Origin of the sequence: Synechococcus sp. MIT S9509 (genome assembly GCF_047303035.1) — a bacterium.
Taxonomy (GTDB): Bacteria; Cyanobacteriota; Cyanobacteriia; order PCC-6307; family Cyanobiaceae; genus Synechococcus_C.
This window is the reverse complement of the sequence record NZ_CP138940.1, coordinates 2045855-2066531: the sequence shown is the minus strand read 5'-3', so window position 1 is coordinate 2066531 and position 20677 is coordinate 2045855. Positions and strand designations below refer to the sequence as shown.

The 20677-nt window shown below is 60.6% G+C and carries 21 protein-coding genes; 8 read left to right on the top strand and 13 right to left on the bottom strand.

What is annotated here, in order from left to right:
- Positions 1 to 5: 5 nt before the first annotated feature.
- A complete protein-coding gene (locus tag SIB73_RS11810; RefSeq protein ID WP_413404882.1) occupies positions 6 to 425 on the bottom strand; it encodes a hypothetical protein in 420 nt (139 codons plus the stop codon).
- A gap of 92 nt (positions 426 to 517) precedes the next feature.
- Here SIB73_RS11810 and SIB73_RS11805 point away from each other — a divergent pair, with 92 nt between their 5' ends.
- From SIB73_RS11805 to SIB73_RS11795, 3 genes are all read left to right on the top strand, one after another.
- Positions 518 to 1066, top strand: coding sequence for a SprT family zinc-dependent metalloprotease (locus SIB73_RS11805; protein ID WP_413404884.1), 549 nt, complete (start codon positions 518 to 520; stop codon positions 1064 to 1066).
- Between the two features lie 110 nt (positions 1067 to 1176).
- A complete protein-coding gene (locus SIB73_RS11800) occupies positions 1177 to 1728 on the top strand; it encodes an RNA helicase (RefSeq protein ID WP_413404886.1) in 552 nt (183 codons plus the stop codon).
- A 44-nt stretch (positions 1729 to 1772) separates the two neighbouring features.
- Positions 1773 to 2294, top strand: a complete 522-nt coding sequence (locus SIB73_RS11795) for a DUF1269 domain-containing protein (RefSeq protein WP_413404888.1) — start codon at positions 1773 to 1775, stop codon at positions 2292 to 2294.
- A gap of 10 nt (positions 2295 to 2304) precedes the next feature.
- Here SIB73_RS11795 and SIB73_RS11790 read toward each other — a convergent pair whose 3' ends face one another.
- From SIB73_RS11790 to SIB73_RS11760, 7 genes are all read right to left on the bottom strand, one after another.
- Positions 2305 to 2736, bottom strand: a complete 432-nt coding sequence (locus SIB73_RS11790; protein WP_413404889.1) for a hypothetical protein — start codon at positions 2734 to 2736, stop codon at positions 2305 to 2307.
- Between the two features lie 87 nt (positions 2737 to 2823).
- Positions 2824 to 3426: a chorismate lyase gene (locus SIB73_RS11785; protein WP_413404890.1), complete on the bottom strand. Its 603-nt coding sequence runs from the start codon at positions 3424 to 3426 to the stop codon at positions 2824 to 2826.
- Between the two features lie 5 nt (positions 3427 to 3431).
- On the bottom strand, positions 3432 to 4163 hold the full coding sequence (locus tag SIB73_RS11780) for a hypothetical protein (protein ID WP_413404892.1): 732 nt from the start codon (positions 4161 to 4163) through the stop codon (positions 3432 to 3434).
- 24 nt (positions 4164 to 4187) lie between these two features.
- Positions 4188 to 6164 carry a tRNA uridine-5-carboxymethylaminomethyl(34) synthesis enzyme MnmG gene (gene mnmG / locus SIB73_RS11775; protein ID WP_413404894.1) on the bottom strand — a complete coding sequence of 659 codons (1977 nt, stop codon included), beginning with the start codon at positions 6162 to 6164 and terminating at the stop codon, positions 4188 to 4190.
- 91 nt (positions 6165 to 6255) lie between these two features.
- Complete coding sequence (gene dnaB / locus SIB73_RS11770) at positions 6256 to 7674, bottom strand: replicative DNA helicase (RefSeq protein WP_413404896.1); 1419 nt, start codon at positions 7672 to 7674, stop codon at positions 6256 to 6258.
- A 75-nt stretch (positions 7675 to 7749) separates the two neighbouring features.
- Positions 7750 to 8208 carry a 50S ribosomal protein L9 gene (rplI, locus tag SIB73_RS11765; protein WP_413404898.1) on the bottom strand — a complete coding sequence of 153 codons (459 nt, stop codon included), beginning with the start codon at positions 8206 to 8208 and terminating at the stop codon, positions 7750 to 7752.
- 42 nt (positions 8209 to 8250) lie between these two features.
- Positions 8251 to 9183, bottom strand: a complete 933-nt coding sequence (locus tag SIB73_RS11760; protein WP_413404900.1) for an acyl-CoA desaturase — start codon at positions 9181 to 9183, stop codon at positions 8251 to 8253.
- Positions 9184 to 9239: 56 nt separating this feature from the next.
- On the opposite strand from SIB73_RS11760, the gene SIB73_RS11755 reads away from it, so the two are divergent.
- Positions 9240 to 9965 carry a hypothetical protein gene (locus tag SIB73_RS11755; protein WP_413404901.1) on the top strand — a complete coding sequence of 242 codons (726 nt, stop codon included), beginning with the start codon at positions 9240 to 9242 and terminating at the stop codon, positions 9963 to 9965.
- On the opposite strand, the gene SIB73_RS11750 is transcribed toward SIB73_RS11755, so the two are convergent.
- Entirely contained in the window at positions 9953 to 10816 is an 864-nt protein-coding gene (locus SIB73_RS11750; RefSeq protein ID WP_413406225.1) for an acyl-CoA desaturase, read from the bottom strand. The two genes, SIB73_RS11755 and SIB73_RS11750, sit on opposite strands and share 13 nt — an antisense overlap.
- Before the next feature lie 210 nt (positions 10817 to 11026).
- Between SIB73_RS11750 and SIB73_RS11745 the strand changes: the two genes are divergently transcribed.
- The 4 genes from SIB73_RS11745 to SIB73_RS11730 all read left to right on the top strand — a co-directional run bounded on the left by SIB73_RS11745 (position 11027) and on the right by SIB73_RS11730 (position 16072).
- Positions 11027 to 12304, top strand: coding sequence for an aminotransferase class I/II-fold pyridoxal phosphate-dependent enzyme (locus SIB73_RS11745; protein ID WP_413406227.1), 1278 nt, complete (start codon positions 11027 to 11029; stop codon positions 12302 to 12304).
- 19 nt (positions 12305 to 12323) lie between these two features.
- Positions 12324 to 12713: a glycine cleavage system protein GcvH gene (gene gcvH / locus SIB73_RS11740; protein WP_413404903.1), complete on the top strand. Its 390-nt coding sequence runs from the start codon at positions 12324 to 12326 to the stop codon at positions 12711 to 12713.
- A 59-nt stretch (positions 12714 to 12772) separates the two neighbouring features.
- A complete protein-coding gene (gene gcvP / locus SIB73_RS11735; RefSeq protein WP_413404904.1) occupies positions 12773 to 15703 on the top strand; it encodes an aminomethyl-transferring glycine dehydrogenase in 2931 nt (976 codons plus the stop codon).
- Positions 15704 to 15811: 108 nt separating this feature from the next.
- Complete coding sequence (locus tag SIB73_RS11730; protein WP_413404906.1) at positions 15812 to 16072, top strand: hypothetical protein; 261 nt, start codon at positions 15812 to 15814, stop codon at positions 16070 to 16072.
- 4 nt (positions 16073 to 16076) lie between these two features.
- On the opposite strand, the gene SIB73_RS11725 is transcribed toward SIB73_RS11730, so the two are convergent.
- From SIB73_RS11725 to SIB73_RS11710, 4 genes are all read right to left on the bottom strand, one after another.
- Positions 16077 to 16283, bottom strand: coding sequence for a hypothetical protein (locus SIB73_RS11725; RefSeq protein ID WP_413404908.1), 207 nt, complete (start codon positions 16281 to 16283; stop codon positions 16077 to 16079).
- A 156-nt stretch (positions 16284 to 16439) separates the two neighbouring features.
- Positions 16440 to 16967 carry an NAD(P)H-dependent oxidoreductase gene (locus SIB73_RS11720; RefSeq protein ID WP_413406229.1) on the bottom strand — a complete coding sequence of 176 codons (528 nt, stop codon included), beginning with the start codon at positions 16965 to 16967 and terminating at the stop codon, positions 16440 to 16442.
- Positions 16968 to 17059: 92 nt separating this feature from the next.
- A complete protein-coding gene (locus tag SIB73_RS11715; RefSeq protein WP_413404910.1) occupies positions 17060 to 18889 on the bottom strand; it encodes a flavin reductase in 1830 nt (609 codons plus the stop codon).
- Positions 18889 to 20661, bottom strand: a complete 1773-nt coding sequence (locus tag SIB73_RS11710) for a diflavin flavoprotein (RefSeq protein WP_413404912.1) — start codon at positions 20659 to 20661, stop codon at positions 18889 to 18891. The genes SIB73_RS11715 and SIB73_RS11710 overlap by 1 nt, the downstream gene beginning before the upstream one ends.
- Positions 20662 to 20677 lie beyond the last annotated feature (16 nt).

The following is a 20677-nucleotide window of genomic DNA, read 5'->3' as shown; positions in this document are numbered from 1 at the left end:
ACGACTCAGCTCTGGACAGTGGCGATCCGCTCGATTTTCCAGCTGTCCTCCACCTTGGTGAAGGTGAAGTCAAGAGGCATTTCCTCCTTGCTTTCAGCGATCAGCTTCACGGTGAGAATCATGTTCCCCTCCTGCAGGCGAGGTCGGCCTGATTTGAGGTTTCTGTAGCGGTTGAGCTTCAACCCCGCCAGGAAACGAATGAACTGCTGGCGGTTGACGTGCTGCCGGTACGACTTGGTGGTGAGCAGATAAGCCGCGTCCACGCGCCCCGCTGCCACCTGGGTGAAAAATTGCTTGATCAGCGGGTTGATGCCGCGGGCGCTCAGCACCAGCTTGACCGCGGTGACCGTCCAATAGAGAAGCAGGGCTCCTCCGCCGGCCAGCAGGGCCTTGCTTCCGATCTCCCGCACCAGACCCAGATCCATCAGCTGTTTCCAAGTGAGTGCAGAGTCTGACTGACGAACCGCTGGATGGAGGCAGACTGGGCCGACATCATTGCTTGAGACCTTCGCCGTTCATGCCGCTTGAGCCTCTGCTCCCTCTGTTTCATCGCCTGAATAGGGAGCATTTCGAGGGAGCCCTCTGCCAAGGACATCAGCCTCTGATGGCATTGCGATGGAGTGATGGTCGCTTGCGGCGCACGGCTGGTCTTTACAGACGAGGGCCTGCAGTGGCTCCACCGTTCGGGCGTGAAATTGTTCTTTCAAGACCGTTGCTGGATCCCCTGCCCAGAGAGGCCACTGAAAGCACGCTCTGTCACGAGATGATCCATGCCTGGGTGGACCTTGTGCTGAAGCGAGAGGAGGGGCACGGACCCTGCTTTCGGCATCGCATGCATCTGATCAATGCTGCGCAGTCGCGTTTTGAGGTCAGTGTTCGCCATCGCTTTCCCGTGCCGCAGAGTTCCCCGCGCTGGATTGCGATCTGTCCCCGTTGCGGACACCAGACCCCTTATCGCCGCAGGATGCGTCAAGCGGCCTGTCGATTGTGCTGCGATCGGCATCATGGGGGTCGCTGGAATGCCAGTTGTCTGCTTCGCTACGAACCAGCAGCGGAGGTCAGCTGAGCGGGATGGAGGTTTTTCTCTGGGTGCTGGAAGCCGGTGGCGTTTCGATCGTTCTGATTGGTCTGCAACGGGAACGCTGGTTACAGCACAGACGTCGGTAACGTCTGGTTATGGATTCACGTCGACAACGTGCGCAGCGCAGTCCTGATGCCCTGGATCGGCGGCTTGACCGATGGCTGGATACCGGACGTCAGCTGGTGGATGGTGTCTCCGGAGCCAGACCGGGCCGTCGCAACACGGACCGTCAGGACGGCTCTTCCCGGCTGGATGCAATGGGTCGTTGGGTTGGTGAGCGAATCGACTGGCTGCTGGACGAAGAGGATGACTGGGGTGAGCTGTATGAGCGGCCGCAGAGTTTTCAGTCCGCACGCCCTGCGCGTGCCGACGTCTCAACACCAGTGGAACGATCAACGCCTTCACCACGTAAACGTCCACTCCAGGCTCTCTCCCGTCGCCAGCCGGTGTTGCCTCCGCCAGTGGTCTCAACATCGTCTGTGAGGTCGTCCGATGACGATGATGTCTGGCCGGAAGACGATAGTTTCCGGGTGGAGCGCTGGAAGCGTTCCGCCAGTCGTGATGTCGAGGCGGATTCCGGCTCTTCGTCAACCTCTCGGGCGTCGTCCCGTCGACCTTTGCCGCGTTCCAGTCGCCGTCGGGATTGAGCGACAGCATTTCTACCTATGATTAGTGTCGTTGCATCAACAACATGAGCAATCTTGTGGTGATTGGTTTCCCCAAGGTTGAGGAAGCTGAGCAGGTTCGTCTTGAGCTGGTTGCGATCCAGGAAGAGCATCTGATCACCCTCGAGGACGCTGTGGTTCTCGAACACGGCAGTGACGGTCACGTGCACCTTCGCCAGGCCATCAACATGACAGCCGCAGGTGCCATGGGCGGAAGCTTCTGGGGACTGCTGATCGGACTGATCTTCGCCAACCCGCTGCTTGGCGTGGCAGCGGGTGCCAGTGCCGGTGCGGCTTCGGGAGCCCTCAGCGACATTGGCATCAACGACAAGTTCCTCAAGGAGCTGACCGAAACCCTGCCTCAGGGAAGTGCAGCACTGGCTCTTCTCGTCAAGGATTCAACGCCTGATCGTGTGATTGAGCGCTTGCGTCGTCATCTGCCCAATGCCCGCTTGATACACACCAGCCTCAGCCATACGGATGAGGAGACGCTCAAGCAACAGCTGGAGCAGGCTCGCAAGAAAGCAGAAGCCCTGCGGATGGCCTGATCTTGCGGTTTCAGTGCCGGTTGCTGAGCGGCCGGCACACCTGATAACGACAGCCGCGCTGGCTCAGCTGGCGGTTCACGTCTTCCACCAGATCGGTGGGAAGTTCTTCGGCCATCTGATCTGCCGTAGTGGTGATTGATGGTGATCCTGCAGTCATTGCTTCGAGAAGGTCTGTCCACTGGCCGATGTGCTCGGAGCGGGTCACTGGCCGGTACCCCTTTTTCTTCAGCAGATCCGCACAGACATCGGCGTTCCACAGCGCTGAGCGTCCGTGCTTCTTCGGCATGTGTTGATCAACTGCTCCCGCTTCAACCGCAGCGTCAGTGGGGTGTCCCTGCCTGTCCCGCCATCCCTGATGTTCGAGGGCTCGAGCGCAGTGGATCGAGGAAATGCCGAAACTGCGGCCGAGATCGTTGAGGGTTATCCAGGTGGAGGTCTCCATGGAGCCATTGCCGATGTGGCCATGATTGCTCGAGCACAGGAGCCGGCAAGTTGTCAAGTGAAAATCCGCATCAAACGCTGATTTTCTTCATGACGTTGCATGAAGCGGCCGTCTCGGTGCTTCACCCAGCCAGCGTTCGAGAGCGGGGCTGAACACCTCACGGATCACGGTGAGTTCCCTGCCCTGCCTGAAAAAGCGATAGTGACGGCTCCAGAAAGGTCCTCGTTCGCTGAACCCTTTTTCCAGCCAGGGATCCGTCACCAGTGCCAGTCCATCCACTTCACGGAAGAGTTCCGAACGCCCCTGGGTGAGACTGAGCCAGATCGGTTGTTCACGGTTGCTGAGATTGCGCTCAGCTTCATCCTGGTTCCACCAGCTTTCGGCCCAGGCCAACGTGATGTCACCGCAGTTCAACCAGACCTGGCGGCGCAGCAGGGGGGGTGCCAGTTCCTGAACCTCGGCTGGCCGTGGTCCACCGCTTGCATCGCTGAGGTTGGTGTCCGCGTCCATCGCGATCAGGTTCACCTGCACGCTGTGGCCTGTCAGTAAACGCAGGTGTCTGGTGGGGCTCCCGTCTCCCAGCAGCATCAATCGCCAGGGACCAGGCAGCCAGCCAGGTTCCTCTCCCGCCAGAACTGAAGAAGTGGGGGCTTCCCACAGCACGGACGGGGAGGGGATCAGGGCGCTCATCGTGGTCAGAAGGCCCCTCCGACACTGAGGAGTTGTGTCATTCCGTTGCGCTCAATCACTACACCGTTGGAGCTGACGCTTTGCAGAGTCCAGCCACTGTTACCGATCGATTCGCCGGGAACAGTGGAGAGGGAGAGTTCGCCGAGTTGAAAGATGGCCGAGCCCTCACTGTTACCGGCGTGAACCACACCGACCAACAGAGGTTGCGGTGTTGGTGCTGATGCTTGATCGGTCTTGGAGGTGGTGCCGGTGACCTCCTCTGAAGGCAGTGGAACCGTGATTGGTTCAAGTTGTGTCGCCGAAGCGTTCGGAAGTGCGGTGATCTTCAGTTCATCTGCTGTTGCGGTCTCTGCGGTCAGTGGCTGCGCGGCTGTCTTCGTTGGAGTTTGCCGATCGGGCCGGCCTTGTTCGTTCTTGCCGGCAGCTGGTGGGTTTCTGCGCAGTCGGTCGATCAACGCAAGGTTTGCTTCTCTCTGCAGCGCCTGCTGGTTGAGCCTCCAGTGGAGCAGCAGTCCGCTGCTGCCCAGAACAGCAATCAGGCCAATGGCGGCAAGGCTGACCTGCGGCCAGGACAGGCCTGGTTGAAATTGTTTGTTGGCTTCTTGTTGTTTTGTCTGTGGATTGACCTGCACCTGAACGGTTTTCAGGATGTTGTCATCGTCGTTGAACACACGGTCGAGAATCTGTTCGGCGCGGAGGCTCCAGTAGGCACTGGACGTGGGGATGCGAGGAGGCAATGCAGACCAGTGATTGCGTCAACGCTATCGAGCGTTCACGCTTGAGGCGAGCGAGGTGCGCTTCTGGTCGCGGCGTTGTTGCAGCTCCAGCCATACCAGCAGAGCGGTCAGATCAGCCTGGCTGACGCCGGGGATCTGGCTGGCCTGTCCCAGTGTGAGCGGCCGCACGTCGGTCAGTTTTTCGCGTGCTTCACGCGACAAGGTGCTGATCGTGGCGTAGTCGATACCAGCGGGCATTTTGCGTTTGCCCTGGCGTCTCACCTGGTCGATCTGCTGCTGCTGTCTCTGCAGATAGCCGCTGTATTTGATGTCGATCTCAGCTCCTTCCCGCACCGGCAGTGGCAGATCCGCATCGGCCAGGCCGTGACGCACAAGATCTGCTGCGTGCATGCCTGGCCGGCGCAGCAGATCAGCCAGGGTGATGGATCCTTTGATCGGTGCGCCGGTCTCCGCTTCCACCGCTGGTGCCACCAGGTCACTCGCCTTGAGCCGTTGGCTGCGTAGCCGCTGTTTTTCGTTTTCGATGCCATCAAGCTTCTGCTCAAACAGCTGCCACCGGCGCTCATCGATCAGGCCGAGATCCCGCCCCAGGGGGGTCAGGCGTCGGTCGGCGTTGTCACCGCGCAGCACGAGACGGTATTCACTGCGGCTGGTCAGGACCCTGTAGGGCTCACGCAGGTCCTTACTCACCAGATCATCAATCATTGTGCCGATGTAGCTGCTCTCTCGGGAGAAGTGCACTGCTTCCTGACTGCGGACGCGCCGAGCGGCATTGAGTCCGGCGACCAGGCCCTGAGCAGCGGCCTCTTCATAGCCGGTGGTGCCGTTGAGCTGGCCTGCGCTGAAAAGCCCCTCCACCCGTTTGGTTTCCAGCGATGGCAGCAGTTGAGTGGCTGGCAGGTAGTCGTAATCGACTGAATAAGCCGGTCTCAGCATCACGCAGTGTTCGAGTCCTGGGAGGCTGCGCAGCAACTGAAGCTGGATGGGCTCGGGGAGCCCGGTGGAGAACCCCTGCACGTAGATCTCCGGAGTGTCACGACCTTCGGGTTCCAGAAAGATCTGATGGCTGTCCTTGTCGGCAAAGCGAACGATCTTGTCTTCGATTGAGGGGCAGTAGCGGGGTCCCTTGCTGTCGATCACACCGCCGTAGATCGCGGTGAGGTGCAGGTTGTCCTGGATCAGCTGATGGGTTGCAGCTGTGGTGCGTGTGATATGACAGCTCATCTGCTCGCCGCTGCTCCAGGACCCAGGGTCAAAAGAAAAGAAGCGGTCTGCGGCGTCGCTGGGCTGCTCCTCCAGCTGATCGAGGGCGATGCTGCGCCGATCGACACGCGCTGGGGTGCCGGTTTTAAGCCGGTCGGTGTGGAACCCAAGCTGTTGGAGTGCCTCGGTGAGCCCCTCGGCAGCCTGCTCTCCGGCACGGCCAGCGGCCATCGACTGATGCCCGACCCAGATCCGGCCCCCGAGAAAGGTTCCGGCGGTGAGCACCACGGCTTTGGCGCCATAAATGCTGCCGAAATAGGTGCGAACGCCGGTGATCCGGGCCGCTGCTCCCTGGCTTGGATCCCAGGATTCGCCGCCGCCGCTCGGATCACCTTCAATCTCCAAGCCGGTGACCATGGCTTCGCGCAGAGCAAGGTTGGGGGTGTGCTGCAGCAGTTGCAGCATCTGGCGCGAGTACTGCCGTTTATCGGTCTGGGCACGCAGGGCCCAGACGGCAGGGCCGCGGCTGGCGTTGAGGATTCGCTTCTGAATGGCTGTGGCATCGGCCAGGCGCCCAATCACGCCGCCGAGAGCATCCACTTCATGCACCAGCTGGCTTTTGGCTGGGCCTCCCACGGCTGGATTACAAGGCTGCCAGGCGATGCGGTCGAGGTTGAGGGTGAACAACGCCGTGTTCAGCCCCAGGCGAGCAGCAGTCATGGCGGCTTCGCAGCCGGCATGACCCCCTCCCACGACAATCAGGTCGAAGACTTCGGTTGGGGGTGTGCCGGCGGTCATTGCTCCATTCTCCGATGCCGCAGTGTTGTTTGCTTGCCGGCGATCATTCAAAGAATGTTTTCCGATGAGCCCCAGTTCCCGTTTTGCCTGATCAGGCCGCCAGGTTGCGGAAGCGAGTGAACTGGGGCTCGAACAGCAGCTTGACGGTGCCCACCGGTCCGTTGCGGTGTTTGGTCACGATCACTTCGGTGATGCCACGGTCGGGAGTTTCCGGGTTGTAGTACTCATCGCGGTAGATCATCAGCACCAGATCGGCGTCCTGTTCAATCGATCCCGATTCCCGCAGGTCGCTGAGCATCGGACGTTTGTTGGTGCGCGATTCCACGCCACGGCTGAGCTGCGAGAGGGCGATCACCGGCACGTTCAGTTCCCTTGCCATGCCCTTGAGAGCTCTTGTGATCCGTGAAATTTCCTGCACGCGGTTGTCGGGACTGGAACCTTCCATCAACTGCAGGTAGTCGATCACGATCAGCCCCAGTTCCTTGCCCTGTTCAGCCATCAGTCGCCTGCAGAGGGAACGCATCTCCAGAACGCCGGAGTTGGGTTTGTCATCGATGTAGATCGGCAGCTGGCCAAGGGTGTTGATGCCCTGGCCAAGCAGCGGCCATTCCTCCTGCTGGAGGCGGCCTGTCCTCAGCCGACCTGCTTCGATGCCCACCTCCATCGAGAGCAGCCTGTAGGTGAGCTGCTCCTTGCTCATTTCCAGGGAGAACACGCACACCGGCAGGTCATGCAACTGAGCCACGTTCTTGGCCAGGTTGAGCACGATTGAGGTTTTGCCCATGGCCGGGCGTCCGGCCACGATGATCAGATCACTGCGTTGCAGCCCCTGGGTCATGGCATCCAGGTCGTAGAAGTTCACCGGGATGCCGGCCACGGATGTGCCCAGTGAACGGCTCTCGATCTCATTGAAGGTGCTGGTGAGAATCTCCGCCGTGGGAGTCAGACCCTGCGAGGGCTTTTCCTGGCTGATGGCGAAGATGGTCTGCTCGGCCTTGTCGAGCACCTGATCCATCGGCAGGCCCTGATCGAAGCCCAGCTGGATGACTTCGTTGCCCGAGCGGATCAGCTGGCGGCGCAGGTATTTATCCATCACCAGGCGAGCCACCTGCTCGATCGAGGCGGTGGAGGCCACGCGCTCCACGAGCTCCACAAGTCTGTTGCTGCCACCCACTTTCTCGAGCGAGCCGGTGTCGGCAAGCCAGGCGGTCATCGCTGTGAGATCGGTGGGTTTGCCCTGGCTGTGGAGCATCACCGCTGTGCGGAAGATCTCCCGATGGGCATTGAGATAAAAAGCTTCCGGCTGCAGCACGTCGGCCACGCGACCGATGGCGTCGGGATCGAGCAGGATGCCGCCCAACACGGCTTCCTCGGCCTCCAGGTTCTGGGGTGGGACCGAATCGGGCAGGGCTTCGAAGCTGGGTTCCTCACGCTGGCGGCCTTTGCCGAACCCGCGGCGTTGCCCTCCGGTGGCCTCACCACCCGGACCTGACACGGGAACGCTCACCATGGCGGCAGCAGCTCAGAAGGAAGACTCACTCTGACGCACCTTGTCGGTGACATCAGAGTCATTTTTGATCCGTATTCAGTAGCTGACCACTTCCAGGTTGATTTCAGCGATCACTTCACTGTGCAGCTTGACCTGAACCTTGTAGTTTCCTGTCCGATGGATGTCGGGCACGGTGATGTCACGGCGATCCACTTCTTTCTTGGTGGCCTCTTCGATCACCTCGGCCACATCACCATTGGTGACGGTGCCGAACAGCACGTCGTCCTCTCCCGTTTGCTTCTTCACCGTGAAGCGACCGATGGTGTCGAGTGCGGTGCGGAAGGCGACGGCTTCCTCCTTGAGAGCTGCCTGGCGCTCGGCTTCCTTGGCGCGACGATGCTCCACCTGCTTCATCACGGCAGGGGTCACAGGCACAGCTTTGCCGAAGGGCAGCAGGAAGTTGCGGGCATAGCCAGGGGCAACTTCCACCAGATCTCCGTCCCGGCCGAGGCTGAGGACGTCCTCATTCAGAACGACTTGTACGCGCTTGGCCATGGGAGAAGGATCCTGACGACGACGGATTAGCGATCGATAACTTTACGACTTCACGGGCAGTCGCACTTTGGTGGCCAGGCCCAGAGCACGCATCAGACGGATGTGCTCCCAGGTGAGATCGATTTGTCCGGGCTGCAGGCCATGACGCGCCGAATGCGGAAAGGCGTGGTGATTGTTGTGCCAGCCCTCGCCGAAGGTGACGGCGGCCACCCATTTGTTGTTGCGCGAATCGTCGCCGCTTTCAAAGGCCACGGTGCCCCAGCAGTGGGTGGCGGAATTCACCAGCCAGGTGACGTGGTAGACGAGCACCAGGCGCAGAGGAATCCCCCAGAGCACCAGGGCCCAGCCGCCGGCACCGGTCGCAGTGCCGATCCAGAACAGCAGGCCGGCCAGCGGAAGCTGCAGAACCAGGAACCAGTTGTTCAGCCAGCGGTAGTAGGGGTCCTTGGCCAGATCACCGGTCATGCGGGGCACCTCCTGCATCGCTGGAATCGCATTGAACATCCAGCCCATGTGGCTCCACCAGAAGCCCTTGTTGCTGTTGTGGTGATCCGCATCCGTATCGGAATACTTGTGGTGATGCCGGTGCAGTCCGGCCCAGTCGATTGGTCCGTGCTGGCAGCTCAGGGCGCCGCAGGTGGCAAAGAAATGCTCAAGCCAGAGCGGCACTCGGAACGAGCGATGTGAGAGAAGCCTGTGATAGCCGATGGTCACACCCAGGCAGGCGGTGACCCAGTACAGCACCAGCAGGCTGGTGACGGCTTCCCAGCTCCAGAAGGCAGGAGCGAGTGCCAGCAGTCCCAGGACATGGATCACGATCATGAATCCGATCGTTACCCAGCTTTTTTCGCTCTTGGGAGCGATGCGCGTCTTGCTCTTGGGGTGCCGGTAGGGCTTGATTGCCAGCCTGGGACCACGATGCGAAACTGGTTTTCGACTGGGTGGCGAAGGCGTTCTAATCGCGCTTGGTGCCATGACTTGATCCCGGTTGATCTCTGCACACTACACGCGATACGGATACGTATCAACCAATGGATAAGGCAAGTGGTTCTGATCATGTGAACAAGGGTTACCGCCAGCGCCTTGAAGAAGGGCGCCAGGCGATGGCTCACCTCATTCATGTGTGGCATGAGCGCAACGGCTGGTCCCACAAGGTGTTGCCCGCTCTGGCCGATGCTCTGGACCTCGGTCGTGTGCACAACTCCCAGATCTCCAATCTCCGCAACGGCAAGCTCTCGTCTCCGGGGCCGGAGGTTTTTCTCGCACTCGGCCAGGCGAATGCAGTGCTGCATCAGGGCCTGGATCTGATCCGAGACCAGCTGGCGGAAGTGCATCCCGATCTGCTGCGGGTGTTGAGCGACAGTGCCGTTCCATTGCTCGCCGCCCATGGAGAGCCGCTGGGAGCCGGTGAGTTGCTGGAGATCTTCGTGGGTCTTGGCCCTTTGCCACCGGGCTTTGACTGGCGGATTGATTCGGCTGAAGCCGCTGCCCTGAGTGCGGCAATCGCTGACAGTCTCTGTAGAGGACAGGCCTGGCGCCAGTGTCGTGATCAGGTGATGGAGGCTTATCCGGTCACCAAGAATCAGCGCCGTGACCGCTTCGCCGAGGTCATGGCCGGTTTAAGGGAGTACAGCGCTGAGGAACTCGACGGTGAATTTCTCGATCTTCATGCCACACACATGGCTCTAGAAGGCAGCAAGGGCCAGAGCGCCGAAGCGTTTCTGGCCGAACTGCGATCAGCTGCTCAGCCGGGGTAACGGGCCTGTCTGACCCGACGGGTCAATCCGAGCTTCTGAAGCAGGCGGATGTGCATCCAGGTGATATCAAACTCGAACCAGCGCAATCCATGGCGGGCGCTGCCTGGATGGGCATGGTGATTGTTGTGCCAACCCTCACCGAAGGACAGAACGGCCACCCACCAGCAGTTCCTTGACAGATCCGGACAGTCGAAATTGCGGTAACCGAAGGCGTGTGTTGCCGAATTCACCAGCCAGGTGACGTGATAAACGACCACCAGACGCAGGGGGATCGCCCATAACACCAGACCAACCCCGCCTCCATGGATCTGGGCTGCATTCCCGTACCAATAGAGCGCCAGGCCGATGGGGATCTGCAGCACCAGGAACCAGCGATCCAGCCAGACATAAAAGGGGTCTTTGAGCAGGTCGCCGCCGAATCGTTCCTTGTGTTCAAGTGCGGGGATCTCATGCAGCATCCATTCGCTGTGGCTCCACCACAGGCCTCGGCCAGCATCGTGATGATCGTTGGGTTGATCAGAGAATTTGTGATGGTGACGGTGCAGCGCGACCCAGTCGATGGGTCCGCTCTGGGCGGCCAGGGTGCCCATGATCACCAGCAATCGCTCGAGCCAGCGGGGCACCTCGAAACTGCGGTGAGCCACAAGCCGGTGCAGGCCGAGCGTCACGCCCAGCACCGTGGCCCAGTACAGAACTGCGAAGGCCACAATTCCCTGAGAGCTCCAGAACCTCGGCAGCAGGGCGATGGTGGCCAGCACATGCATCGCCACCATGAAGGATGTGGTTCCACCCTTCAACTTGCGTTGCTTGCGGGGCAGTCGCTGGCGGGGCGCCATCACCGCTGCGCGCATGCGCAATTCGCGGTTGGAGCGTGTGACTGCCGGTGTGGTGGTGACCAAGAAGTTTCTCCTTGAACCAGTTCTGTTGCGGTCGAAACGGCTACAGCCGAGACAAAAACAGTTGGTTGGAAACGTGAATGTAAAAGAAAACTGGAGGCTTTCCGCGGTTTTCTCATGGCTGGGGCTTCAGATCGCTATCGCGACAGCACTGGTTCACCGGCCATGAATCTCAGTGAGGCCAGAGCATTTGCCCGTCAAAAGGTTGAAGCTGTTCGACAGCGTCAGCAGTCCCTTGCTCGTGGGCGGACCGCTGCTGTGGCCGATCGGCTTCAGAAGGTTCTCGCTGCGTTTGAGGCGGAGCGGGTTGGCACTCAGCATTTCGCTTCCGTGAGTGGTTACGGACACGGCGATCAGGGCCGAGAGGTGATTGACCGGGTGTTCGCACGCGTTCTCGGCGCTGAGGCGGCGGCTGTGCGACTCCAGTTCGTCAGCGGCACCCACGCCATTGCTGCCGCTCTGTTTGGGGTGCTCCGGCCAGGCGATCGCATGCTTTCCATCACCGGACGCCCCTACGACACGCTCGAAGAGGTGATTGGCCTGCGTGGAGAGGGCCAGGGATCCCTCAAGGACTTCGGCATCGACTACGACGAGCTGCAGCTCACCGAAGCCGGAGCTGTGGACGATCAGGCCCTTGAGCTGGCTCTGGCCCAATCGTGTCGACTGATTCTGATTCAGCGCAGCTGCGGCTACAGCTGGCGTCCATCGCTCAGCGTGCAGACCATCGGACGCCTCTGCGCCCGCATTCATGAACGACAGCCCGACTGCGTCTGCTTCATCGACAACTGCTATGGGGAACTGGTTGAGGCCAGGGAGCCCCCCGAGGTGGGAGCGGATCTGGTCGCTGGTTCCTTGATCAAAAATCTGGGTGGAACGATTGCGCCTGCCGGTGGCTACGTCGCTGGTCGCGCCGATCTGGTGGAACAGGCCTGCTGTCGTCTCACGGCACCGGGGATCGGCAGCGAAGGTGGAACTGGTTTTGATCTGCACCGCCTGTTGCTGCAGGGATTGTTTCTGGCTCCGCAGATGGTGGCTGAAGCCTTGATCGGTGCTGATCTGGTGGCCGGTGTATTCGCCGATCTCGGATTTCCGGTGCAGCCAGTGGCCGGCGCATCCCGCAGCGACCTGATCCAGGCCGTGCAGCTGGGAGAGCCTGAGGCAGTCAAGCTGGTCTGCCGTGCCTTCCAGGCCTCTTCCCCCGTCGGCTCTTATCTGGACCCTGTTCCGGCAGCGATGCCGGGTTATGCCAGTGACCTGGTGATGGCCGGAGGCACCTTCGTTGACGGCAGCACCAGTGAGTTCTCCGCTGATGCGCCCTTGCGCGAGCCCTTCAATCTGTACGTTCAGGGCGGGACCCATCACGCCCATGTCGAGCTTGCCTTGATCAAGGCGCTGGAAGCCCTGGCTGCGGCAGGACACCTGAATCTGGCGCACACTGATTGAGAGACGCTGATGCGGCCTGATGGCCTTCGACTTCCCTGCCTCCTACCGCTATGCGGACAGCCATGAGTACGCCTGGCAGGACGCTGATTCGATCCGTGTCGGTCTGAGTGCCTATGCCGTGGATCAACTCGGCGACATTGTGTTTGTGGATCTCCCAGAGGTGGGTGCTGATCTCGGCCGTGGATCCAGCTTCGGGACCGTTGAGTCGGTCAAGGCTGTTGAGGAGATGTATGCCCCCCTCAGTGGCAAGGTTCTGCAGCGCAATGAAGCTTTGCTGGCCAATCCCGAAGAACTGCAGAAGGATCCCCATGGAGAGGGCTGGTTGCTCGTGATCCGTCCGAGCGATCTGACCCAGTTGGAGCAGTTGATGGACGCCGCGACCTACGCGGCCAAGGTTGCCGCGACCTAATATCACATCGTCCCCCAGGTCAAGTTGCCTAAAGTCAGCGACCTCCAACTCGTTGCACCATGACCCTGCTGGACAAGCGTGTGGTGAGAACAACGGAAGTTCCGTGTCTGCCACCGTTTGCTCAGCGTCATATCGGACCTGGACCCGCAGCCAACCAGCTGATGCTCGATCAGCTTGGCTTCAGTGATCTTGAGAGTTTTCTGCAGGCCGTCGTGCCGCAGGACATCCTTGACGCAAGTCCGCCCCAGGCACAGCTCCCGGGGGGCGTTGGAGAGGCCCAAGCTCTCTCTGAGCTGCGTCAGCTGGCCGGTCTCAACCGAGTTAACCGGTCATTGATCGGCCTCGGCTACCACGGCACCGTCACGCCGGCGTTAATCCAGCGGCAGGTGCTGGAAAACCCATCCTGGTACACGGCCTACACCCCTTATCAGGCTGAAATAGCCCAGGGTCGCCTGGAGGCACTGCTCAATTTCCAGACTTTGATCACTGAGCTGACCGGTCTGCCGATCGCCAATGCCTCGCTTCTGGATGAGGCCACAGCGGCAGCGGAGGCAATGTCGATGAGCTTCGGGGTCTGCAAGCGAGCAGAAGCCCGCCGTTTTCTGGTGGATGCCGCCGTGTTGCCACAGACCCTGGCGGTTCTGCGCACCAGGGCTCAGCCGATCGGAATTCAGCTCGAGGTGGCTGAGCCGGATCAGTTCGCCTGGGGTGACGATGTGTTCGGTGTGCTGCTGCAACTGCCTGGACGTTGCGGTCGGCTCTGGGACCCTCGTTCCTGTATCTCCAGGGCCCATGAGCATGGCGCATTGGTCACTGTGGCCATCGATCCATTGGCGCAGGTGCTGCTTGAACCTGTTGGTGCTCTCGGTGCCGACATTGCCGTGGGCAGTGCCCAGCGTTTCGGTGTTCCAATGGGTGGTGGTGGTCCCCATGCAGCCTTCTTCGCCACGCGCGATGCCTATCGCCGGCAGGTGCCCGGACGGATCGTCGGGCAGTCAAAAGATGCTGAAGGCAATGTCGCCCTGCGTCTGGCATTGCAGACCCGCGAGCAGCACATCCGCCGAGACAAAGCCACCAGCAACATCTGCACAGCCCAGGTGCTGCTGGCGGTGATGGCCTCGTTTTATGCCGTCCACCACGGGCCGGAAGGCCTGGAGCTGATCGCTCGACGCGTGCTGCATCTCCGCTGTCAGCTTGAACAGGGACTGCGTTCACTCGGTCTCTCCCTACCGCAGGGATCTCGCTTCGACAGCGTTGATGTGCTCTGCGCACAGGCGCCTCAGGTGCATCAGCTGGCAGCCCGAGCCGGTTTCAACCTCCGGGTTCTTCCCGATGGCGCGCCGATCGAACAGGCGGAAGGATTCGGTGTCAGCCTCGATGAGCTCAGCGACAACCGGGAGGTGTCACAGCTGCTTTCACTGGTGGCAGAGGCCACTGGGAGCAATTTTTCTGAACGATCTGAGACCGCGCATCACGATGAGTCTCTGGCAGGCTTGCCGTTGCGCTCAACCCCCTGGCTGCAGCAGCCGGTGTTTCACCGCTATCGCAGTGAGACCGAGCTGCTTCGCTACATCCAGCGTCTGGTCAGCAAAGACCTTTCGCTGGTGCATGGGATGATTCCTCTGGGCAGCTGCACCATGAAGCTCAATGCGGCAGCGGAGCTGGCACCGGTGAGCTGGAGGGAGTTTGGGAGCATTCATCCCTTCGCCCCCTCGGAACAGCTGAAGGGCAATCAGCACATGGCGCGGGACCTTGAGAGCTGGTTGGCTGAGCTCACCGGTTTTGCCGGGGTTTCATTGCAGCCGAATGCCGGCTCCCAGGGGGAATTCGCGGGTCTGCTGGTGATTCGCGCCTGGCATCAGGCCCGGGGCGAGGGCCATCGCGATGTGTGCCTGATTCCCACAAGTGCCCATGGCACCAACCCTGCCAGTGCGGTGATGGCTGGCATGCGTGTCGTGCCTGTGGCCTGCGATGACCAGGGCAATGTCGATGTCGATGACCTGCGCGACAAGCTTTCTGAGCATGCCGATGTCCTGGCGGCGCTGATGGTCACCTATCCCTCCACCCACGGGGTGTTTGAGACCCGAATCCGTGAGATCTGCAGCCTCGTTCATGACCATGGAGGACAGGTGTATCTCGATGGCGCCAATCTCAACGCTCAGGTCGGTGTCTGCAGACCAGGGGCCTTCGGGGCGGATGTCTGCCATCTCAACCTCCACAAGACGTTCTGTATTCCCCATGGCGGCGGTGGCCCAGGGGTTGGCCCCATCGGTGTGGGTGAGCATCTGCTGCCATTTCTCCCCGGTCATCCCTTGACGTCCTGCGGCGGTGACCGGTCCATTTCAGCGGTGTCTGCTGCTCCCCTGGGCAGTGCAGGCATCCTGCCGATCAGCTGGATGTATCTGCGTTTGATGGGCCCTGCTGGCCTGCGGCACGCCACCGCCGTGGCTCTGCTGTCAGCCAATTATCTGGCGCATCGGCTGGATTCTCACTACCCGGTGCTGTTTCGGGGAGAGGGAGGACTCGTGGCCCATGAATGCATTCTTGATCTGCGGGACCTGAAGCGCAGCGCCGGTCTGGAGGTTGATGACCTGGCCAAGCGTCTGATGGATTACGGCTTCCACGCTCCGACGGTCAGCTGGCCGGTGGCGGGCACTGTGATGGTGGAGCCCACCGAAAGCGAGAGCATGGAAGAGCTTGATCGTTTTTGTGACGCGATGATCGCGATCCGCGCAGAAGTATCAGCGATTGAAAATGGCGACAGCGACCGTGAGAACAATCCTCTGCGCCGCGCTCCCCACACGTTGAGCGCAGTGACCGCTGATCACTGGGATCGCCCCTACACCCGAGAACAGGCTGCGTTTCCGTTGTCGGATCAGCGCAACAACAAGTTCTGGCCAGCTGTGGCACGGATTGATAATGCCTACGGCGATCGCAATCTGATCTGCACCTGCCCCAGCGTTGAAGAGATGGCTGCAGCAGCGAGTTAGATAATGAGTTAAATTTTACCGAAATCGGAAATTAATCTTCGATTTTTAGTTGTGCAATGAGAACTTTGATCACACTGCACAGCATTCACCGTCGCAAATGGGGAATCAATGAGTCGCGACACCAAACAACAACTTGAATCGACGGGACAGACTCCAGACTCACTGCAGCTTCCCGACATTCCTGACTGCCTGCAGGCTGCACTCGGTCGGGGTCATACATTGCCGATCGAAGGGACCAATGTGCTGAGAGTTCCCTTTGGAATTCGTCAGGCAAGGCGTCAGCGTCCCGACCGTCCCGAGCGCTGGGCCACTCTGGTGATCCCCATCCAGTCCCAGGGATCGCCCACGCCCCCGCCTCAGGCGGCCTGAGGTTTCAGGCGACTGAGATCGGGCTTGAGTTCTGTTTCAGTCGCCGGTCCAACGCTGCTTTCACATCCGCCAGCGAGCAGGCGTGAGTGCGAAATGGCAAAAGCGTCATGGGGCATCGTTCCGGTCTGAACAGCCAACTGCTGTTTTGTTGTTCCAACAGAACAAATCCGCGGTAGCGAATCGCGTACTGAGGATCCAGGGTCATGCCCATTCGTGGAATGGAAATTGTTAATGACTTGGCTATTTCAGTGGGTTGGATGTGGTGCGCGTATGAAATTCCGATTCTCTGTTGAATAGATTGCTTTTTAATTTCAGCGACCAACCTTGATTCATCGGTTGTTTCTGATTCATTGGCCGATAAACGCAGTCACAGCTGCAGTGGTGACATCTGGATCAGGCGCTGGATGAGGTCGGCAATGCTTTCGTCTTTCGCTGCTTTGGAGTAGTTGCTCAGCAGCTGACGCCCCACGACCTGGGCGCCCAGATGGGTGAGCTGGATGCGCAGCGACACCAGCAGCTCCATGCCGCCGCCGCCTGAGAAGCTGGCCATGGCGATCGGCCGTCCGTTGAAAAGGGCCCGGAAGTCATCTCCCTGAACGGACAGCCAGGCGATGGCGTTCGTCAGGACCGGGGGGATTGAACCGTTGTATTCAGGGGCGCAGATCACCCATCGCTGTGCCGTCATCAGTTGTTTGTGTAATGCAGGCACCTCACCCGGCATGCCGTGTTCCTGCTTGCGCGGTGTGAACAGGGGAAGTTCGAGTGTTGTGAGGTCGAGCAGATCAGCGCTGTTGCCTTGTTTCTGCACCTGCTCCACGAAGCGTTGGGCCAGTTTGAGGTTCTCGCCGTTGCTGGCTGCAATCACCAGCACATCGGAACCGTTCGTCATGCTCATGATCAGCTCTGACTGCAGACGTTGCATGGAAACGACGTTTTCACGCCGCTACCTGAATCAGTTGTCGGCCCCAGATCGGGCGCGACGACTCTTCAATAATTAGCGCCGCTGCGCCTGTGGTGGACGGCCGTCGAGGCTTCCTGATCCAACACTCCGCCGTGGTCCAGTTGGGCATAGATCAGCCAGTGGTCTCCGCACTCCATCCGCTGACTGACACGACCTTCCAGCCAGGCGAGCGCTTCGGGGAGAAGCGGTTGTTCATTCGGACTCGTCTCCAGTTCCAGTCCACTGAATCGGTCGGCGCCTGGTTTGAAGGGCTGCAGAAACTGTTTCATCGGTCCGCTCTCGCGACCTTCGGCCAGCACATTCAGCGCGAAGCGATCACCCTTGTGTAGAAGAGCTTCGACTGCGCGGTCCTTGGCGACAGCAACCGTGAGTCCAGGGGGCGTGAAACTGGCCTGGCTGACCCAGCTCGCCACCATGGCTCCGCTGAGTTCGCCCTTGCGTGTGGTGAGGATGCAAAGGGAGCCAACCACACGTCCAAGGGCCAACACAGCTGGATCGCTGCGACTTTCACTCATGCTTCCGGCGTTGCGCCGCTGTGCCCGTTTTTCCGCCTGGAGAAGTTTGCGCGCGAAACGGGTTCCGATTTCCTCCAGCTCCTTCACCTTCGAGCGATCAGGGCTGAATTTGACCCGGATCGGGTCGAAGCCGAAACTGAAGCCACCGTCACGCAGTTTCGTTTCCAGCAGGTCCACGGCTTCACCGCTCCAGCCAAAACTGCCGAACACTCCCACCGGTTTGCTGCGGTCACCCTCCGCCAGCAGGGTTCCCAGCGCGGAGACCACTGGGGTGGGTGCGTGACCACCGAGGGTGGGTGAGCCGATCAGGATCCCATCCGCAGACTGGATGGCGGCAACCAGCTCCTCCGATGGAGTGAACTCGCAGTTGAGGCTGGTGACCCGAATGTCGGTACGACTGACGCCCCGCGCCAGGGCATCGGCAATCGCTGAGGTGTTGCCGTAAGCACTGGCAAACAGCAGAACCACATTCAGGCTGGATTGCTGGTGACTTTCCCCCCAGCGACGGTAGTCATTCAGCAGACTGCGCCAACTGGCATCGATGGCTGGACCATGGGCCGGAGCAATCGTGCGGATGCTCAGTTCCTCCAGACGCTCAACCAGCAGGTCCACCTTGCGGGCCATCGGTGCCATCAGGCAGTCGTAGAAATGGCGACGCTCTTCTTCGGTGCTGCTTCGGTTGGCTTCCGCCCAGGTGTTGGTGCAGAGGTGGGCGCTGAAGAACTTGTCGCTCATCAACAGCCCGAAGCGCTCTTCGAAAGCCATCAGTCCGCCTGGCCAACGGGGAGTTGGTGCGGGTATCAGCAGCAGGCTGCGCCCGTGGCTCAATTCGAGTGTCTGCTCCCGGCGGATCACTCTCAACGGGGGAAAATCTGGCAGTGCTTGTGCCTCATCTTCAACACCTGAGGGAGAGGGCTTGCGTCGGTTCCAGAGCTCTTGCAGCAGCTTGGCGCCAGGATTGGACGCGATCAGCTCGAGGCCTGGATACGTTCCGGCCAGTTCCTGCAGCAACGCCACACGGTTGGGATTCACGTGCCCAACCACAATCAGCAGGGGCTTATCAATAGCCGGTAGAGCGTCCTGCAGAGCAGGCAGGAAAACGCTGCTGTAGGCCATCCCAGGGGGATGCACCAGTACAGAGGGTTGCTGAACTCCGGTTGCATCAAGCCCGGCTTCGAACAGAAAACTGTTGGCCGTGCTGCCGCGCTCCAGTGCATATTCCAGCTCGAACCGCAGCCGCTGTGGGCTGAGTCCCCGCAGGCAGACCAGGCCCCGGTCGATCGCCAGGCTGATCACCTGCCGGTCAGCCGATGGGGAGCTCGCTGCGACGGTGGTCACCATCAGTAGTGGTTGCCTGTCTTTCGATGGTGAACCGCTGTTCGCCCATCGATGTCCGCCACGTTGCCCTGTTCCACCAGCGCGTAGATGATCCAGTGATCCGGCCCTTCCATGCGCTGTTCCACCCGGCAACTCAGGTAGGCCAGTGCATCCGTGAGCACCGGGCCGCCCTCAGCGGCTCCATGCAGCACGTTCACCCCTTCGAATCGATCGGCGCCGGGGGGGAACCGCTTGAGGAAATGCTGCATCAAGGGCTTGTAGCGGTCCTGCCTCAGCACGTTGATCACGAAGCTGTCGCCGACCTGCATCAGTGCTTCAATCGCCCGATCCTTCGCCACGGCAACACTCAGGCCGGGCGGGCGGAAACTCGCCTGGGCCACCCAGCTGGCCACCATGGCACCACTGCGACGGGCATCACCTTCGCCCTGGCTGGCCGTCACGATGTACAAACCACCGGTGAGACGACCCAGCGCCTTGTCGAGGTTGGCGTCGATGCTGCGCAGCGCCTCGATGGATTTCTTCCTGGTCAGAATCTGGCCGAGGTCAGTTCCTGATTCCTCGCAGCGTTGGTAGTCGCCGCCCTGGGGCAGCTGGCGGATCCGCAGCGGTTCAAAGGCCGGTTTCAGCCCCTGATTGCGCAGCTGCTCGGCCACGGCATCGATCGGCTCGTCGTTGCCGCCGAACGCGTCGTAGACCCCCACCAGTTGCTTGGGCTGCAGTGCCGCCAGCAGGGTGCCGATTGAGGCCTGGAGTTCACCATCCGGTTCCGTGGGCCAGGTGGGAACCACCACCGCCTTGGCTTCGCCGACCAGTGCGGTCAGTTCCTGCGGGTCGGTGGCCCGCAGATCCACCAACTGAACCTGCGCATCGGCTTTGCCGATGCCGTGGGCGATGGCCTGGCTGAGTCGGTCCGAGAAGCCGTACTGGCTGAGATAACAGACGGCGGCGTAGCTGTCGCCCTTGCTGCGTTGGCTGCTCCATTCTCTGTAGTCGTTCAACCAGTGGCTGAGGTGTTGGCGCAGCAGGGGGCCGTGTCCCACGGCGACGGTGTTGATCTCCGGCAGCGAATCCATGCGCTTCAGGGCCTGCAGCACACTCCTGGCATTGGGGCCCATCAGGCAGTCGTAGTAGAAGCGGAAGTCCGGTGCGATCGCACCGGGGTCCGTGTCGAACAACTCGTCGGAGCAGTAGTGCAGTCCGAAGGCATCACAGGTGTAGAGGATGCCGCTGCCGTGATCAAAGGAAAAGATCGTGTCAGGCCAGTGCAGGTTCGGTGCGCTGATGAATTCAAAGCGGTGCTGCACGCCGCTGTCGGCGCTCGTGCCCAGATCAAGTTCGTCGCCGGTTTTCACAGCCCGCGACTTGAAGGGGCGATGCACCTGGTCTTTGAGGAACTGGATCGCCACCTTTGAACCCACGATCTCGATCTCGGGATTGAGATCGATCAGATCGCCGATCAGTCCTGAGTGGTCCGGCTCGGTGTGACTCACGATCAGATGGTCGATCGCTTTGGGATCGATCTGCTCCTGAAGCAGCGGCACCCAGGTGTCGCGGAACTTGGCGTGGCTGGTGTCAATCAGGGCGGTACGTTCGCCCCGCACCAGAAATGCGTTGTAGGTGGTGCCGTTGCGCAGGCCGAATTCAATGTCAAAACGGCTGCGTTCCCAGTCCAGGGAGCGGATGGTGGTGCTGTCTGCTGCGATCGGCTCGCACTGGAGTGAGAGGCGTGGGGTCACAGCAGCGGAGTTCGTGCTGTTCAGGCTTGCCGTGACCATGGCTAATCGCGCGTTG